Origin of the sequence: Comamonas piscis, from assembly GCF_014109725.1 — a bacterium.
Classification (GTDB): Bacteria; Pseudomonadota; Gammaproteobacteria; order Burkholderiales; family Burkholderiaceae_C; genus Comamonas; species Comamonas piscis.
In genome coordinates, this window is sequence record NZ_CP058554.1 from 4787308 (window position 1) to 4802760 (window position 15453).

The 15453-nt window shown below is 61.4% G+C and carries 14 protein-coding genes; 7 read left to right on the top strand and 7 right to left on the bottom strand.

The window, feature by feature from the left end; all coding sequences use genetic code 11:
* Nucleotides 1–111: 111 nt before the first annotated feature.
* On the top strand, nt 112–2415 hold the full coding sequence (locus HS961_RS21625) for a penicillin-binding protein 1A (RefSeq protein ID WP_182328371.1): 2304 nt from the start codon (nt 112–114) through the stop codon (nt 2413–2415).
* A 241-nt stretch (nt 2416–2656) separates the two neighbouring features.
* Here the strand turns inward: HS961_RS21625 and cyaY are convergent, their stop codons facing one another.
* Nucleotides 2657–2986, bottom strand: a complete 330-nt coding sequence (gene cyaY, locus HS961_RS21630) for an iron donor protein CyaY (RefSeq protein ID WP_182325494.1) — start codon at nt 2984–2986, stop codon at nt 2657–2659.
* Nucleotides 2987–2998: 12 nt separating this feature from the next.
* Between cyaY and lptM the strand changes: the two genes are divergently transcribed.
* Both lptM and HS961_RS21640 read left to right on the top strand, forming a co-directional pair.
* A complete protein-coding gene (gene lptM / locus HS961_RS21635) occupies nt 2999–3214 on the top strand; it encodes an LPS translocon maturation chaperone LptM (protein ID WP_182325495.1) in 216 nt (71 codons plus the stop codon).
* A gap of 115 nt (nt 3215–3329) precedes the next feature.
* A complete protein-coding gene (locus tag HS961_RS21640) occupies nt 3330–4139 on the top strand; it encodes an MBL fold metallo-hydrolase (protein WP_182325496.1) in 810 nt (269 codons plus the stop codon).
* Between the two features lie 17 nt (nt 4140–4156).
* Here HS961_RS21640 and ccsB read toward each other — a convergent pair whose 3' ends face one another.
* The 3 genes from ccsB to HS961_RS21655 all read right to left on the bottom strand — a co-directional run bounded on the left by ccsB (nt 4157) and on the right by HS961_RS21655 (nt 8493).
* Nucleotides 4157–5530, bottom strand: a complete 1374-nt coding sequence (ccsB, locus tag HS961_RS21645; RefSeq protein WP_182325497.1) for a c-type cytochrome biogenesis protein CcsB — start codon at nt 5528–5530, stop codon at nt 4157–4159.
* Complete coding sequence (locus tag HS961_RS21650; protein WP_182325498.1) at nt 5527–7662, bottom strand: cytochrome c biogenesis protein ResB; 2136 nt, start codon at nt 7660–7662, stop codon at nt 5527–5529. The genes ccsB and HS961_RS21650 overlap by 4 nt, the downstream gene beginning before the upstream one ends.
* Before the next feature lie 198 nt (nt 7663–7860).
* Nucleotides 7861–8493, bottom strand: a complete 633-nt coding sequence (locus HS961_RS21655) for a c-type cytochrome (RefSeq protein WP_182325499.1) — start codon at nt 8491–8493, stop codon at nt 7861–7863.
* Between the two features lie 83 nt (nt 8494–8576).
* Between HS961_RS21655 and yihA the strand changes: the two genes are divergently transcribed.
* Nucleotides 8577–9320: a ribosome biogenesis GTP-binding protein YihA/YsxC gene (gene yihA / locus HS961_RS21660; protein ID WP_182325500.1), complete on the top strand. Its 744-nt coding sequence runs from the start codon at nt 8577–8579 to the stop codon at nt 9318–9320.
* A 58-nt stretch (nt 9321–9378) separates the two neighbouring features.
* Here yihA and HS961_RS21665 read toward each other — a convergent pair whose 3' ends face one another.
* Complete coding sequence (locus HS961_RS21665) at nt 9379–10248, bottom strand: lysophospholipid acyltransferase family protein (protein WP_182325501.1); 870 nt, start codon at nt 10246–10248, stop codon at nt 9379–9381.
* Complete coding sequence (locus tag HS961_RS21670) at nt 10241–11101, bottom strand: lysophospholipid acyltransferase family protein (protein WP_182325502.1); 861 nt, start codon at nt 11099–11101, stop codon at nt 10241–10243. The genes HS961_RS21665 and HS961_RS21670 overlap by 8 nt, the downstream gene beginning before the upstream one ends.
* Before the next feature lie 133 nt (nt 11102–11234).
* Between HS961_RS21670 and metK the strand changes: the two genes are divergently transcribed.
* A complete protein-coding gene (metK, locus tag HS961_RS21675; protein WP_182325503.1) occupies nt 11235–12422 on the top strand; it encodes a methionine adenosyltransferase in 1188 nt (395 codons plus the stop codon).
* A gap of 68 nt (nt 12423–12490) precedes the next feature.
* On the opposite strand, the gene HS961_RS21680 is transcribed toward metK, so the two are convergent.
* Nucleotides 12491–13171, bottom strand: coding sequence for an NUDIX hydrolase (locus tag HS961_RS21680; RefSeq protein ID WP_182325504.1), 681 nt, complete (start codon nt 13169–13171; stop codon nt 12491–12493).
* 160 nt (nt 13172–13331) lie between these two features.
* Between HS961_RS21680 and HS961_RS21685 the strand changes: the two genes are divergently transcribed.
* Together HS961_RS21685 and pncB are read left to right on the top strand one after the other, a co-directional pair.
* Nucleotides 13332–14189 carry a cysteine hydrolase gene (locus tag HS961_RS21685; protein ID WP_182325505.1) on the top strand — a complete coding sequence of 286 codons (858 nt, stop codon included), beginning with the start codon at nt 13332–13334 and terminating at the stop codon, nt 14187–14189.
* Between the two features lie 69 nt (nt 14190–14258).
* Nucleotides 14259–15446 (top strand): nicotinate phosphoribosyltransferase, encoded by a 1188-nt coding sequence (gene pncB / locus HS961_RS21690; RefSeq protein ID WP_182325506.1) that lies wholly within the window; start codon nt 14259–14261, stop codon nt 15444–15446.
* The last annotated feature ends 7 nt before the right edge of the window (nt 15447–15453 follow it).

A 15453-nucleotide genomic window follows, 5' to 3' on the forward strand; every position in this document is an offset into this window, starting at 1 on the left:
TCTCGACGGTCTGACCCCATGAATCCAGACGCTCCGATCTCGCGCAGAACGCCTGAGAAATCTCCCGCCAAGTCTCCCAAGCAACCCAAACCATCGCGCTTCACCACCAAGATGCTGAAGTTCTTTGGCTGGTTGCTGGCCTTGCTGGTTGCGGGCGGCATTGCCGGTGCTGCGGTCATCGCCGTGGGCTTGGCCATGGCCTACCCCAATCTGCCCGATGTGTCGGAACTGGCCGACTACCGTCCCAAGCTGCCGATGCGCGTCTACTCCTCCGAAGGCGCTTTGCTGGGTGAATTTGGCGAAGAACGCCGCAATTTGACGCCGATCGGCGAAATTCCCAAGGTGATGGTGGACGCGGTACTGGCCATCGAGGACACGCGCTTTTTTGAACACAGCGGTGTGGACTACAAGGGCATGGCGCGTGCGTTGCTCGCCAACCTGGGACGCGAAAAGGCCCAGGGTGCTTCGACGATCACGATGCAGGTGGCCCGCAATGTCTATCTATCATCTGAAAAAACCTATACCCGCAAGATATATGAGATCCTACTGACCCTCAAGCTGGAGCACGCCCTGAGCAAGAATCAGATTCTGGAAATCTATATGAACCAGATCTATTTAGGTAACCGTGCTTATGGCTTCTCGGCGGCTGCAGAGACCTACTTTGGCAAACCGCTCAAGGATGTCACGGTGGCAGAAGCTGCCATGCTGGCGGGCCTGCCCAAGGCACCTTCGGCCTACAACCCCATCAGCAACCCCAAGCGCGCCCGCATTCGCCAGCTCTACATCATTGACCGGATGGAGGAGAACCACTTCATCACGCCCGCCCAGGCCAGCCAGGCGCGCGAGGAACCGCTGAAGATCCGGTCCAGCTATGCGGACAATCGGGTGCATGCCGAGTACGTGGCCGAAATGGCGCGCCAGCTGATCTTTGCCCAGTACGGCAGCGAAGCCTATACCCGAGGCCTCAACGTCTACACCACCCTGATCGCCAGCGACCAGGAAACCGCCTACGATGCACTGCGCAAAGGCATCATGGACTATGAAAAGCGCCAGCACTACCGCGGCCCTGAGAAATTCATCACCCTGCCGGCCGCCGGCCAGGAGCGTGATGAGGCCATCGACGAAGTGCTCGCCCAGCACTCGGACAACGGCAACATCCTGTCCGCCGTGGTGCTCGAGGCAGCGCCACGCAAGGTGGTGGTCATCCGCGCCGATGGCGATCCGATCGAGATCACCGGCGATGGCCTCAAACCGGTGCAATCGGGCCTGAGCGACAAGGCCCCGCCCAACACCAAACTGCGCCCGGGCGCCGTGGTGCGCATCATGGAAACAGCCAAAAAGACCTGGGAGCTCACCCAGCTGCCCGAGGTGGAAGGCGCCTTTGTCTCACTGGACCCGCGCAGCGGTGCCATCAAGGCGCTGGTCGGTGGCTTTGATTTTGACAAGAACAAGTTCAACCATGTGACCCAGGCCTGGCGCCAGCCGGGCTCCAGCTTCAAGCCGTTTATCTATTCGGCCGCGTTGGAGAAGGGCTTCTCGCCCACTACCGTCATCAATGACGCGCCGCTGAGCTTCCCGGGCTCCGCCGGCCAACAGCCCTGGGAGCCCAAAAACTCCGACGGCCGCTTTGATGGCCCGATGACCATGCGCCAGGCGCTGGCACGCTCCAAGAATCTGGTGACCATCCGCGTGATGCAATCCGTCGGCCCCAAGAAGGCCCAGGAATGGGTGACCAAGTTTGGCTTTGATGCCGACAAGCAGCCGCCTTACCTGCCCATGGCCTTGGGCGCCGGCTCCGTCACGCCCATGCAAATGGCTGCAGCCTATTCGGTGTTCGCCAATGGCGGGCACCGGGTCAATCCTTATCTGATTGCCAAAATCACCGATCACCGGGGCAATGTACTGTCCGAGTTCGCGCCACCTGCCGTCGAAGAGTTGCCCCGCGCCATCGACGCGCGCAATGCCTTTGTGATGGATTCGCTGCTGCAGGATGTCGCCCGCTACGGCACCGCCGCCAAGGCCCAGGCCCAGCTCAAGCGCCCGGACATCTATGGCAAGACCGGCACCACCAATGATTCGGTAGATGCCTGGTTTGCGGGCTTCCAGCCCACCAATGCTGCCGTCGTCTGGATGGGTTATGACAACCCCCGCAGCCTGGGCGCCCGCGAATATGGTGGCGGCCTGAGCCTGCCGATCTGGATCAACTACATGCAGCACGCGCTCAAGGATGTGCCCGTGGCCAAGATGACGCCGCCCAGCGGCCTCGTCAACACTGGTGGCGACTGGCTGTACGAAGAGTACGCACGCAGTGCCCCCAACCTGGGCCTGGACTCTCCTGCGTCGACCGCTGGCACCATGGTGCCGCCACCCAACGCCGAAGAGCGCAACAAGATTCTGGATCTGTTCCGCAACTGACAGAGCGCACTCGCTAAAACCAAAGGCCAGCCCGTATCGCTACGAACTGGCCTTTTTTCTAGGGACCCTCTGCAAAACTCCCTGCCGTGGTCTGAACGCGGTCTCGGGCGATCCGCTGCGTTGTCTTCCTTGTCAATAGCTACGGCTATTGACTGCAAAAGACGCCTTGCGTCTCATCCCGATCCGCGTCCATCCCGCTTGGCGAGGGTTTTGCAGCGCATCCCTAGGGGTCGATGCGGCTTCAGGCTTGGAAAACCAGCGCTAGACCCGACTGCACACCGGCATCCCGGGTCAGGTCGGCAAAGAAATCGTTGCCGGTCTTGGTGTCGCGCCACACGCTGCCGTCAAATTTATAGTGGTAGCCACCGGACTTGGCGGCCAGCCACACCTCGTGCAGTGGTGGTTGCAGGTTGATGATGATCTGGCTGCGGTTGGCAAAGGTCAAGGTCAGCAGGCCGCCCACGCGCTGGGCGTCGATATCGGCATCCGTCTCATCGTTGATGCGGTCACAGGTTTGTTCAACCGCCAGCAAGAGTTGTTCTGCCGCATCCAGGTATTCGAGTTCGTTCATTACAATGCTTCAATGTGGAGTATTTACCAAATTGTATGCAGGACCATTGTCCTTGCCACCGGTGCGGCACTCTTGGCTGCTTGCGGCCAGCGCGGACCGCTGTACCTGCCCACCGATCCGGCAGCAGCCAACAGGGCCACCTTGCCCCAAACGCTGGACCCGAGCGCGCCTGATCGGCCCGAGCCCCAACTTCAGCCGTCGTCAGCCATTCAACCTGCAAAGCCTTAGCCTCTCGCGACAAGCTCGTCTGCAGGCAAACCTGCGGACTTGATCCATCTCAAGGTCCATTCCACTACACCCCGTTACAGTCACGCCCGTTGCAATTGATTAGTGGGCGTAAGCGATGGCGTTGGAACCTGTGGAACTGTACCGTGACGAGCAGCATGCTTGTCTGATGTTCACCGACCTGGTGGAAGAGGATGCGCAGGCCGTGCAGGCCAACCAGTTCCTGATCGTGGACCATGGCACCGGCGCCATCATCGATCCGGGCGGCAACCTCGCCTTCAACGAGCTGTACATGGGCATGGTGCGCTATTTCTCGCCGCACAAGCTGTCCTACCTGATTGCGTCCCATGCCGACCCGGACATCATCGCCTCGCTGGACCGCTGGCTCACCTCCACCCGCGCGTCCTTGGTGATCTCCCGGGTCTGGGAGCGCTTCGTGCCGCATTTCACCAAGGTGGGCAAAACGGAGAACCGCGTCATTCCCGTGCATGACGCCGGTGGCATCCTGCCCTTGGGCCAAAGCCAGCTGCACATCCTGCCGGCGCATTTTCTGCATGCCGAAGGCAACTTCCACTTCTACGACCCGATCAGCCGCATTCTCTTCACCGGGGATCTGGGCGTATCGATGACCGATGGCTATATCGCCCGCACGCCGGTGACGGACTTGGCGCCACATATCGCGCGCATGGAAGGCTTTCACCGACGTTACATGGTGTCCAACAAGGTGCTGCGCCTGTGGGTGGCCATGGCGCGCCAGCTCGATATTTCGCTGATTGCCCCCCAGCACGGCGCGCCCATCATGGGCCCGGCCATTGCCCAGTTCTTTGACTGGCTGGACCACCTGATGTGCGGTATCGATGTAATGGACAACCAGAACTACCAGCTGCCGAAGCAGATGATCTCAGCGGTACCCCAACGGCCGCAGTGACGCGCTGGGCCGGCACCTTACAAAGTGCCGTAGCTGTGCAGGCCGGAGAGGAACATGTTCACGCCCAGGAAGGCGAAGGTGGTTACCACCAGGCCGACGAGGGACCACCAGGCAGAGACAGTGCCGCGCAAGCCTTTGACCAGGCGCATGTGCAGCCAGGCGGCATAGTTCAGCCACACAATCAGCGCCCAGGTTTCCTTGGGGTCCCAGCTCCAGTAACCGCCCCAGGCCTCGGCCGCCCACAGCGCGCCGAGCACGGTGGCGATCGTGAAAAACGCAAAGCCCACCGCGATGGCCTTGTACATCAGGTCATCCATGATCTGCAGGCGCGGCGTGCCCCGGTTGATCCAGCTGCGCAGCACAATCATCAGGCCAAAGAACAGCTCCAGCGGCAAGGCCATGCGCAGGGTCTTGTCGAGCGAGGGGTAGAGGCTTTCATCGCCCCAGATGCGGAAGGCCACCAGCGGCAGCACCAGGACCAGCATGGGCACAAGCACCAAGCCGATCCACAACGCCCGCTGTGTCGCGGCCTTCAGCAGGTAGGCCAGCGCCACCATGGCGGCCAGCGCAAAGGTGCCGTAGCCGACAAAGTTGGCCGGTACATGCAGCTTCATCCACCAGCTTTGCAGGGCAGGTACCAGTGGTTGGATCTCATGGGCCTGGCGCGCGACGGTGTACCACAGCAAAAAGCCCACCGAGGCGCTGACCACCAGCATCACAAAACCGCCCAGCGCCCGGGTCTGGTAGTGCGCTTCAAAGTACAGGTAAAACAGCGCCGTCATCCAGCCAAACAGCACAAACACTTCATACAGGTTGCTGACGGGGATATGGCCAATGTCCGGCCCCATCAGGTAGCTTTCGTACCAGCGCGCCATCGTACCCACCAGGGCCATCACAATCGCCAGCCAGGTCAGGCGGGTGCCCACCACGGACAATGCAGAGCCTTCGCCCTTGGAGAGCAGGCCAATCCAGTAAAACACCGTGCTCATGAAGAACAGCAGGCTCATCCACAGAATGGCCGACTGGCTGGAGAGAAAGTACTTGAGGCCAAACACCGTCTCGGAGCGTGCAATCTGGCCCGCCCCATCCACCCGGTACAGCACTATCGCCAACAGCGACAGCGCAGTCACCACCACCATCAGCAACTGCAGCGGCCGCCAGAACCAGCCCAGCCAGATGAAAAATGGCACCGATGCGATCAGGATGCCTTTTTCGTAGCCATCCATATGGTGGCCATACAGAAACAGCGCAAAGCCGCCGCCGATGGCCAGCGCGAGCGCAAACAGCCAGTCCAGCACCGAGCGGCTGCTGAAGTACCCGGGATTGAGCTCCACCGTCTGGACCACGGTACCCGTTGTGCCAGGTTGCAGATGGGTTGACGCAGTATTCATCGTTGTTCTCCGCTGGGGCTGGTGCCCAGAAGCTTTTGGCTCAGGCCTTCAAAATCTCGGTCCACATCCAGGGTGCGGCGGTTGGTCGACAAGGCCATGCGCGCATCGGCGCTGCCATCGGCGCGCGGCGCCAGCCAGACCCACAGGCGCCGGTCGCGCACATAAAGCATTGCAAACACGCCCAGAATCAAAAACAAACAGCCCAGGTACACGACCAATTTACCTGGTGCCTTGGCCACCTGGAACACGCTGGCCTGCACCTGGTCAAACTGGGTCAGCTCAAACACCAGCGGCTCCGGGTACAGCAGCGCATCGCTGAGGGACAAGACCGACTGGGTCATGAAGCGCTGGGTCTGCTCGCTGGGCTCCAGCGGCGCCAGGCCCTCATCGGCCCGCGCCACCTGCATCAGCTCAAACAGCACGCCGTTCAGGATACGCACCAGCACCTCACCCGCCTTGGCCCGCTCAGCCTCCGGCACATTTTGCTCCATGAAGGCCGAAATCGCCTGCAAGCCGGTGACCTTATCCGCACCAGGCTGTCCATCGCCGGCAAAAATCACCAAGGCTTTAAGGGCCGAGGCATAGAGCTGCTCGCGCAGCGCCGGGCGGCTCGCCTCCACCGCACCTGCCACATACTGCTGCACAGCCCGATCGCGCATCGCAGGCGTCTGCAGCGCGGCTTTCAGGCGCAAAAAGCCCCGGTAGCTGGACTGGTCATCGGCGGGAATGCGCAGGTAGCGAAACTGGTCGGCCAGGGTCTCGCGCACGCCCCAGAGGTAGACCGGCTGGCCATCGCCCATGTCGACAGGCAGCATGTAGTTGTTGAATTCCCGCGCTTGGCCGGAAGCATCGCGGAGTTTGTAGCTCACGCTCGGGCCCACATTGCGCAGGTCGCGGGGCGTCAGCACCTTGTTGCCGGCGCCCAGGTGGTTGTCCAAGCTGGATCTCAGGTCCACCTTGCGCACATCGGTCGCGCCCTGCGCGGCATCACCCGGGTTGCCGCCCATGTTCTCCACATTGATGGTGCGCAGGCCAGTGAACTCCATCTCCAGCGGCGGCTGGCCATCGCCCAGCTTGATCTGGGTAGAGGCACCCACTTCGCCTTGCACTTCAAAGCTCTTGATGCCCACATCCAGCGGTACGGCGCGCAGTTGCAGGCGCGAGCCGCCGTCCTCAAAGCTCGATTGGTAAATCTCGATGCCCTGGTAGCTGGCGGGATGGTTGACCTCGATGCGCTTCTCGACCGATGCACCGGTCTGCTTGTCATGCAGCACCACCTCGCTGGCAAACAGCCGGGGCATGCCGGTCGAGTAGTACTCGACGATGAATTTCTTCAGCTCCACCGTGAACGGCAAATCCTGCAGCAGGATGCCGTCCGACTGGTTGAGGATGGCGGTGCCCGACTGCGCGCCCTCCGCCACGATCAGGTTGCCACGGAAGGTGGGGTTGTTGGCAGGCAAACGGTGCTGCTCGGGCACATCGGCAATCATGCCGCCGCCGGTGTATGTCGTTTTACCGCCCAGCAGCATTTGCGCGCGCACCACCAAATCACCATCCAGCAAACCACCCAGGCAAATCAGCACAATGGCGCTGTGCGCCGCCAGGTAACCAATTTTGTGGGCGGCGCCTGCCTTGGCCGCCACCATCCAGCCGTCGCTGCGCTCCTGCAGCCGCACCTTCCAGCCGCTGCCCGCCAGTTGCGTGCCGACCCGCTGGGCGGCCTGGGCTGGCGTTTCCGCCAAATGGGCACTGGCCTGGTGGTGAAAGGCTTGCAGGCTCTGCACCCGCAGGTTTTCCTTGTACTGGCGCAAATCTGCCAAGTACTTGGGCGCATGCTTGGCAATGCACAGGCTGGTGCTGGTCACCAAAAACGCCAGGATCAGCAAAAACCACCAGGCGCTGTAGACCGCATTGAGCTTGAGAGCCAGAAACAGCTGCGACCAGAAGGGACCGAACTGGTTGACGTAATTAACGGCCGGCTCGTGCTGGCGCAACACCGTGCCGATGACCGATGCGATGCAGATGATGGACAGCAGCGCAATCGCAAAGCGCATCGACGACAGCATCTCATACACGGCGCGGGTGGCCAGTTGGGGCTGTAGCTGCGTTTGCGGGGGGGAAGATTCAGACATGGTACGACGCTATCGGTGAAAGGCAGGGGCGGGGCCGCTGCTGCGCTGCCAGTCCGCACCCCATGGAGTCACCACCTGGGTACAAGTTCGCAGAACGCGTAAGTTTAGTCGGCCTACCTAGGGATAGCCCGTGGGCCACTGAAATGCCCCGCAGCGCAGTCAATGTCTTGGCGCGGGGGCAGGCCCAACGACCTTGGCCTAGCGCAGGCCCGCAATGTAGTCTGATACGGCCTTGATTTCCTTGTCGTTCATCTTGGCTGTCACGCCGGTCATCTGCAGGCTGTTGCCGCGCTTGCCATCGCGGAAATCATGCAAGGTCTTGCTGACGTAATCGGCATTCTGGCCGGACAGGCGCGGGTACTGGGCGGGAATGCCGGCGCCGTTGGGGCTGTGGCAGCCTGCGCAGGCGGCAATCTGGCGATCAGGCAGGCCACCTCGGTAGATGCGCTCGCCCAGGGCCACGGCCTCCTTGTCCTTGGCAAAGCCCAGTTTGCCGGGCTTGCTGGCCAACCAGGCGGAGATGTTCAGCATGTCTGCATCCGACAGCCCGGCCACCATGCCCTGCATCACCGGGTCCTTGCGCTTGCCGGATTTGAACTCCTGCAGCTGCTTGAGCAAATACTCGGGGTGCTGCTGGGACAATTTGGGGTTGATGGCGATCGAGGCATTGCCGTCTGCGTTGTGGCAGGCCACGCACACGGCGGTGTAGCTGGCCTCGCCCTTGACTAGGTCCGGCTTGGCGGATCGGGCGGGCGCATCGGTCGCCGAATACACAGAAACAGAAGAAAAAGCCAGTACAGCCGTTGTCAGCAAAGGGGCGATCAACTTCATATCGTGGGTCTTTGTCTGGTTTATAGGTATAAGGCCAAACCGGCCGGATTCTACAATGATGCCTTAGATAGATTCAAATGCACATGACGACAACACCTAGTACCCCCCAAGCCGTTGCAGACACACCAAGCCCTGGTATCGATGGCAAGGCGGCTATGGGCTGGATGCACACCGCCCGCTTTCTGACCACCGCTGCACAGCTGCACCAACTGCCCGTCGTCGATGTGCCTGAGTTTGCCTTTGTCGGCCGCTCCAATGCGGGCAAGTCCACCTCGATCAATACCCTCACCCAGCAGAACCAGCTCGCCTTTGCCTCCAAAAGGCCTGGCCGCACCCAGCACATCAACCTGTTCTCGCTGGGCAAAAAGGGCGTGACCGATGCCGTTTTGGCCGATTTGCCTGGCTACGGCTATGCGGCCGTGTCGCGCGAGGACAAGAAACGCTGGCAGCAGGTGATGGTGAACTACCTGGTGAGCCGCCAGAGCTTGACCGGTATCGTGCTGCTCTGCGACCCGCGCCTGGGCCTGACCGAGCTGGACGAAGCCCTGCTCGACATCATCCGCCCCCGGGTGGAGCAAGGCCTGAAGTTCCTGATTTTGCTCACCAAGGCCGACAAGCTGACGCGTGTCGAGCAGGCCAAGATCCTGTCCATCACCAAGCTCAATGCCGGTGGCGGTGAGGTGATGCTGTTCAGCGCGCTGAAAAAGCAGAATGTGGACCAGGTGGCCCAGCTGCTGTGGCGTTGGTCGCACCCGGAAGGCCTGGTCAGCCCTGAAGGCGCCGCTGCAGCGCCGGAAGCGCCAGAAGCCGCGTCGGACGAACAATAAACTGCCGAAGCGCCAGCCAAGGCATGCGACAACAGAGGCCCGACAGGGCCTTTGTGCTTTATGAATAGAGCGAGGGCTGACCTCCGGGCCGGGTCTTGAAGCGCTTGTGGACCCAGTAGTACTGCGGCACCATGCGGCGGATCTGGGCTTCCAGCTCGCGGTTCTGGCGTGTGGTGTCGGCCACCACATCGTCGCTGGGGAAATCCTGCCAGGCCGGCGAGATGGTGACCTCATAGCCCTCCGGCGTCAGCCGGGTGTACATGCCAATCACCTTGGCCTTGCCCAGCCGGGCAAAGCGCGACAGCGAGGGGATGGTGGCAGCAACCTGGCCAAAGTACGGCACAAACAGCGAATCATTCGGGCCAAAGTCCATATCGGGCAGCAGGTACAGCAGCCCCTTGTCCTTGCGCAGGCTCGCAATGATGGGTTTGATGCCGTCATCGCGGTTGAGCATGCGCACATCGCCAAAACGCTGGCGGCCCTTGCGGATCCAGGCGTCGATATCGGCGTTTGGCTGGGTCGAGAAGATGGAGGTAAACGGCCGGCTGCAGTAGATGGTCAGCGCCGTGCCACCCGCATCCATGCTGTAGAAATGCGGTGCAAAAATGATGGTCGGGGTATCGCCCTCCAGTTCCTGCAAAGCGCCCGTCATGCGGGTGCGCTTTTCCAAGGTCTTTTGCGGTGCAAACCACAGCCAGCTGCGGTCCAGCCAAGTTTGGCAAAACACCACAAAGCTTTCCTTGGCCCAGGCCAGGCGCTGCGCCTCACTCGCTTCGGGAAAGCACAGCTCCAGATTGCGCAGCGCAATGCGGCGGCGCGATGGCACCAGATAAAACAGCACGCGGCCCATCAACCAGCCCAGGCCGCGCAATACCGACAAGGGCAGGTGCGACATCAGCCACATCCACCCGATAAACAACTTACCCATGCTTTTGACCTTCTGAAGGAGCGGCAGCGAGGCTGCGCGGCTGCTTGTAGCGCGCATAACCCCAGAGGTACTGCTCAGGGCTCTCGCGGATCAGTCGCTCCATTTCCTGGTTGATCTGCAAGACGGCAGCCTCCGCCTCGGCAGCCAGCGGCGCTTGCAGGCCGCGCACATACAGATCAAAACCCCGGCCCAGTGGCCTGCGCACGCAGCGCGCCAATATAACAGCCGCACCCGTCTGCTGGGCCAACTTGGCGGCCAAGGTCATCGAGTAGGCCGGCTTGCCAAAAAACGGCACCCACAGGCCCTGCCCATCGGGCGGTACCTGGTCGGGCAGCAGCCCCACGCTATGGCCTTGGCGCAGGGCCTTGATCATCTGCCGCACCCCCGCCATCGTCGTCGGTGCCGATGCCAGCCCGGGCCGTGCACGCGCCGTTTCCATCAGCTTGGCCAACCAAGCCTGGCGCGCTGGGCGGTAGAGCACGGTGATGGGGCCATGCACGACACCCCAGCGCCGCGCCATGTACTGGGCCGAGAGCTCAAAACAGCCCATATGCGGCGTCAAAAAAACAATGCCCTTGCCGTCGGCCAGCGCCTGCTCGATGACTTCAGCGCCATGGATCTCGCAAGGCAGCGGCGCGCCAAACCACAGGCGCGGCACCTCGGCCACCATGCGGCCGGTGTGGGCCACCGCCTTTTTGACATCGGCAAAGGAATAGCCCGCCTGCCGGGCATTGGCCAAAAAGCGCCTACGGTAAGTTGGCGAGGCGGCGAAGGTGAGCCAGCCCAGGCCAGCGCCCAGGCAATGCAATAGCCACAACGGCAGCGCAGCAAAGAGTCGAAACAAGAAAGGCATTAGAATATGTGGGTCGCTGAATTAAAGAGCAACTTGCAGGGCGACGTTAAAAAACAAACTGCTAAAGCGTTCGCCAGGCTCCTTCAAGGCTCGGGCAACGCCATTGCCCCAGTTAATGAAGGAGTTTTTGTTTATGGCAAACAGCGATTTTCTGTTCACCTCGGAATCAGTCTCCGAAGGCCATCCCGATAAAGTAGCCGACCAGATCTCTGATGCGATTTTGGACGCTATTTTCACCCAAGATCCGCACAGCCGCGTGGCAGCCGAGACACTGACCAACACTGGTTTGGTGGTATTGGCGGGTGAAATCACCACCGGCGCCAACGTGGACTACATCCAGGTGGCCCGCGACACCATCAAGCGCATCGGCTACGACAACACCGACTACGGCATCGATTACAAGGGCTGCGCCGTGCTGGTGGCCTATGACAAGCAAAGCCAGGACATCGCCCAGGGCGTGGACAAGGCCAGCGATGACGAGCTGAACACCGGTGCCGGTGACCAGGGTCTGATGTTTGGCTACGCCTGCGACGAAACCCCCGAGCTGATGCCCGCGCCCATCTATTACGCCCACCGTCTGATGGAGCGCCAGGCCCAGCTGCGCAAGGATGGCCGTCTGCCTTTCCTGCGCCCGGATGCCAAGAGCCAGGTCACTCTGCGCTATGTCGATGGCAAGCCCCACAGCATCGACACCGTGGTGCTGTCTACCCAGCACAGCCCCGACCAGTCGGAGAGCGCTACCAAGATGAAGGCCAGCTTCACCGAAGCCATCATCGAAGAAATCATCAAGCCGGTGCTGCCATCGGAATGGCTGCAGGACACCAAGTACCTGATCAACCCCACTGGCCGCTTTGTCGTCGGCGGCCCGCAGGGTGACTGTGGCCTCACCGGCCGCAAAATCATTGTGGACACCTACGGCGGTGCCTGCCCCCACGGCGGCGGTGCCTTCTCCGGCAAGGATCCAACCAAGGTGGACCGCTCTGCCGCTTACGCCGCCCGCTACGTCGCCAAGAACGTGGTCGCCGCCGGTCTGGCACGCCAGTGCCAGGTGCAGGTAGCCTACGCGATTGGCGTGGCCCGCCCGATGAACATCACCGTCTACACCGAAGGCACCGGCGTGATCCCCGATGCCGAGATCGCCAAGCTGGTGGCCGCGCACTTCGACCTGCGCCCCAAGGGCATCATCCAGATGCTGGACCTGCTGCGCCCGATCTACAGCAAGACGGCAGCTTATGGCCACTTTGGCCGCGAAGAGCCTGAGTTCACGTGGGAGCGAACCGACAAGGCAGCACTGTTACGCGCTGCAGCTGGCTTGAAGTAAATCTTCCTGTCCGTCTGGAATCCGCCTGGAGCAATCCAGGCGGATTTTTTATTGCGCGATCCTCCACATCACAGCCCTCTCGCACTCAGCGCCAGCTGCTGCCTAAATTCCGGCCGAACCCGGTACAGCTGCGCTGGCCGATGCGCGCCACCTGCCTGCATGGCGCCCGGCACGGGCTCCAGCATGCCCAGCTCATCCATCTTGCGGCGAAAGCTCACCTTGTTCACAGGCTCGCCCAGAATGCTTTCATAGACCTGCTGCAGTTGTGGCAAGCTAAAGCTCTCACCCAAAAAATACACCGGCAGCGAGGAGTACTGGCTCTTGCTGCGCACGCGGCCCAGTGCCGCCTGCAGGATCTGCCCATGGTCAAACGGCAGTTGGCCGACGGCGCTGACAGGCACAATCTTCAGGCCCGACCTTGGTGCGGGCAGCAGTTGCTGCGGGATCAGCGCGCAGTAGCTGATGGCGACCGACCAGCCACGCGGATCGCGCGCCGGGCCGCTGAAGGTCGCCAGTTGTTCCAGATAAGCGCCTTCGATCCCCGCCTTGCTGCGCAGCACGCGCGCAGCACTGGCCTGGGCATCAGCGTCCTCTTGCGCATGGATATAGCCACCCGGCAAGGCCCAGACCCCAACATACGGTGCACGCTCCCGCTGTAGCAGCACGACGCTCAGCACGCCCTCCACCAAGGTCAGCACCACCACATCCACGGTGGTCAGCACCTGGGCGTGGGTGGCTTCACTTTGCATCATTTCTGTACCAAGTAACTTTCATGGTGGCAGTATGCCTTTGCTGACCTCATTATTCAAATAGCACTGCCACTTCTAACAAGATTTTCCAGCATTCGCTTAAGTTAGTTGCAAAAATATTTTAACTACGCTAGACTGCAATCCATCGAAGGAGAAAGACATGCGCCAACGCACACAGCTGCTCATCATCGACCCGCAAAACGACTTTTGCGATCTACCACCCAACTGGCGCCCGACTAGCGCCGCAGCCACCACCCCTTATGCACCCAGCCTGCCAGTCGCAGGCGCGCATGCCGACATGCAGCGCCTGGCGCAATGGATAGCGCGCCAAAGCCTGCAGCTGGATGGCATCACCGTCACCCTCGACTCCCACCAGAGCTATGACATTGCCCACCCCGCCTTCTGGGAGCAAGGCGATAGCAGCCCGGTGCAGCCTTTTACCGCCATCACTGCCGCGCAGCTGCGCGACGGAAGCTTCAGGCCGCGCAACCCGGACGAGCAGGACCGAAGCCTTGCCTACCTGGATGCGCTGGAAGCCCAGGGCCGCTACACCTTGATGGTCTGGCCGCTGCACTGCGAGATCGGCAGCATCGGCCATGGCGTGCATGCCGATGTGCTGAACGCCTGCCGCCAATGGCAAAGCCAGCGCCAGCGCGCAGTCAAGCATGTGTTCAAGGGCATGAACCCCTACACCGAACACTACAGCGCCATCTGCGCCGAGGTGCCCGATCCGCAGGATGCGGACACCGGCCTCAATACCGCCCTGCTCCAGCAGCTGGCGCAGGCCGATACCCTGGTGATTGCCGGTGAAGCGGGCAGCCACTGCGTGCGTGCCACCACCGAGCACATCGTGCAGCACATCGCACCGCTCTGGGGTGCAGAGGATTTCTCGCGCATCGTGCTGTTGACCGATTGCATCAGCCCCGTCGCCGGCTTTGAAGCGGCACAAGAAACCTTTTTGCAGCAGATGCGCGCCATCGGAGTACGCTGCTGCACCAGCACTGCTTTCAACTTATAAATATTTTGCCCACCAGCGCTTGATGAATCAGCGCTGGCAGCTCTCATTGTTGATAGAGAAAGACGCCGCATGCAGCCCATCATCACCAGCCTGCTCGACACCGATCTGTACAAATTCACGATGTGGCAGGCCATGCTGCATCGCCATCCCCAGACCCAGTCCACCTACCGCTTTGTCTGCCGCTCGCAGACCGAGTTTCCGCTGGTAGACCTGCTGGCCGAGGTCCGCGCCGAGATCGATGCGCTGTGCGCGCTCAAGTTCAAGAAGGACGAACTCGACTACCTCGCCAGCCTGCGCTTCATGAAAAGCGACTTCATCGACTTTTTGCGCATCTTCCAGTTCCAGCGCGATTTCATCGAGGTGGAACCCGATGGCGATGGTTTGCATATCGTCGCCCATGGCCCCCAGGTGCATGTGATGGGCTTCGAGATTTTTGTGCTCTCCATCGTCAATGAGCTGTACTTCCGCCGCTTTGACCAGGCCAGCGCGCTGACCGAGGGGCGCAAGCGCCTGGGTGCAAAAATCGTGCGGCTGCAAGAGCTGGCGCAAGAGGCCAAGCACCGCCACCCCTTTGAGCTGTTTGACTTTGGCGTGCGCCGGCGCTTCTCTGCGCCCTGGCAGCGCGAAGTGGTGCAGGCCTTTGCGACGCAGACGGCGCAATGGTTCAAGGGCACCTCCAATGTGCTGCTGGCCCGCGATTTGAACCTGGTGCCCATCGGCACCATGGCCCATGAGTACCTGCAAAGCTACCAGGCCCATGGCGTGCGCCTGCGCGATTTCCAGATTGCCGCGCTGGAGGACTGGGTGCAAGAGTACCGGGGCGATCTGGGCATTGCGCTGACCGACACCGTGGGCATGGATGCCTTCCTGGCCGATTTCGACATGTACTTCGCCAAGCTGTTTGATGGCCTGCGCCATGACTCGGGCGACCCTTATGAATGGGGCGAGAAGGCGCTGGCGCATTACGCCAAGCTGCGCATCAATGCACATGCCAAACGCCTGGTGTTCTCCGATGGCCTGACCCTGGACACGGCACTGGCGCTCTACCAGCACTTTGCCGATCGCATCCAGTGCGGCTTTGGCATTGGCACCCAGCTGGCCAATGACATGGGCCTCAAACAGCTCAACATCGTCATGAAGCTCACCCACGCCAATGGCCAACCGGTGGCCAAGCTCAGCGACAGCCCAGGCAAGACCCTGTGCGACGACGAGACCTACCTGGCCTACCTCAAGCAAGTCTTTCACGTCAACCGTTAAGGGGCTG

Excerpts from the sequence above, each read along its gene's own strand:
- HS961_RS21670 (WP_182325502.1), bottom strand. The coding sequence starts at position 11,101 with ATGCCTTTCTTGTTTCGACTCTTTGCTGCGCTGCCGTTGTGGCTATTG.
- cyaY (WP_182325494.1), bottom strand. The coding sequence starts at position 2,986 with ATGAACGAACTCGAATACCTGGATGCGGCAGAACAACTCTTGCTGGCG.
- HS961_RS21680 (WP_182325504.1), bottom strand. The coding sequence starts at position 13,171 with ATGCAAAGTGAAGCCACCCACGCCCAGGTGCTGACCACCGTGGATGTG.
- lptM (WP_182325495.1), top strand. The coding sequence starts at position 2,999 with ATGTGGAGTATTTACCAAATTGTATGCAGGACCATTGTCCTTGCCACC.
- HS961_RS21655 (WP_182325499.1), bottom strand. The coding sequence starts at position 8,493 with ATGAAGTTGATCGCCCCTTTGCTGACAACGGCTGTACTGGCTTTTTCT.
- metK (WP_182325503.1), top strand. The coding sequence starts at position 11,235 with ATGGCAAACAGCGATTTTCTGTTCACCTCGGAATCAGTCTCCGAAGGC.
- HS961_RS21640 (WP_182325496.1), top strand. The coding sequence starts at position 3,330 with ATGGCGTTGGAACCTGTGGAACTGTACCGTGACGAGCAGCATGCTTGT.
- HS961_RS21650 (WP_182325498.1), bottom strand. The coding sequence starts at position 7,662 with ATGTCTGAATCTTCCCCCCCGCAAACGCAGCTACAGCCCCAACTGGCC.
- HS961_RS21685 (WP_182325505.1), top strand. The coding sequence starts at position 13,332 with ATGCGCCAACGCACACAGCTGCTCATCATCGACCCGCAAAACGACTTT.
- ccsB (WP_182325497.1), bottom strand. The coding sequence starts at position 5,530 with ATGAATACTGCGTCAACCCATCTGCAACCTGGCACAACGGGTACCGTG.
- pncB (WP_182325506.1), top strand. The coding sequence starts at position 14,259 with ATGCAGCCCATCATCACCAGCCTGCTCGACACCGATCTGTACAAATTC.
- HS961_RS21665 (WP_182325501.1), bottom strand. The coding sequence starts at position 10,248 with ATGGGTAAGTTGTTTATCGGGTGGATGTGGCTGATGTCGCACCTGCCC.
- HS961_RS21625 (WP_182328371.1), top strand. The coding sequence starts at position 112 with ATGCTGAAGTTCTTTGGCTGGTTGCTGGCCTTGCTGGTTGCGGGCGGC.
- yihA (WP_182325500.1), top strand. The coding sequence starts at position 8,577 with ATGACGACAACACCTAGTACCCCCCAAGCCGTTGCAGACACACCAAGC.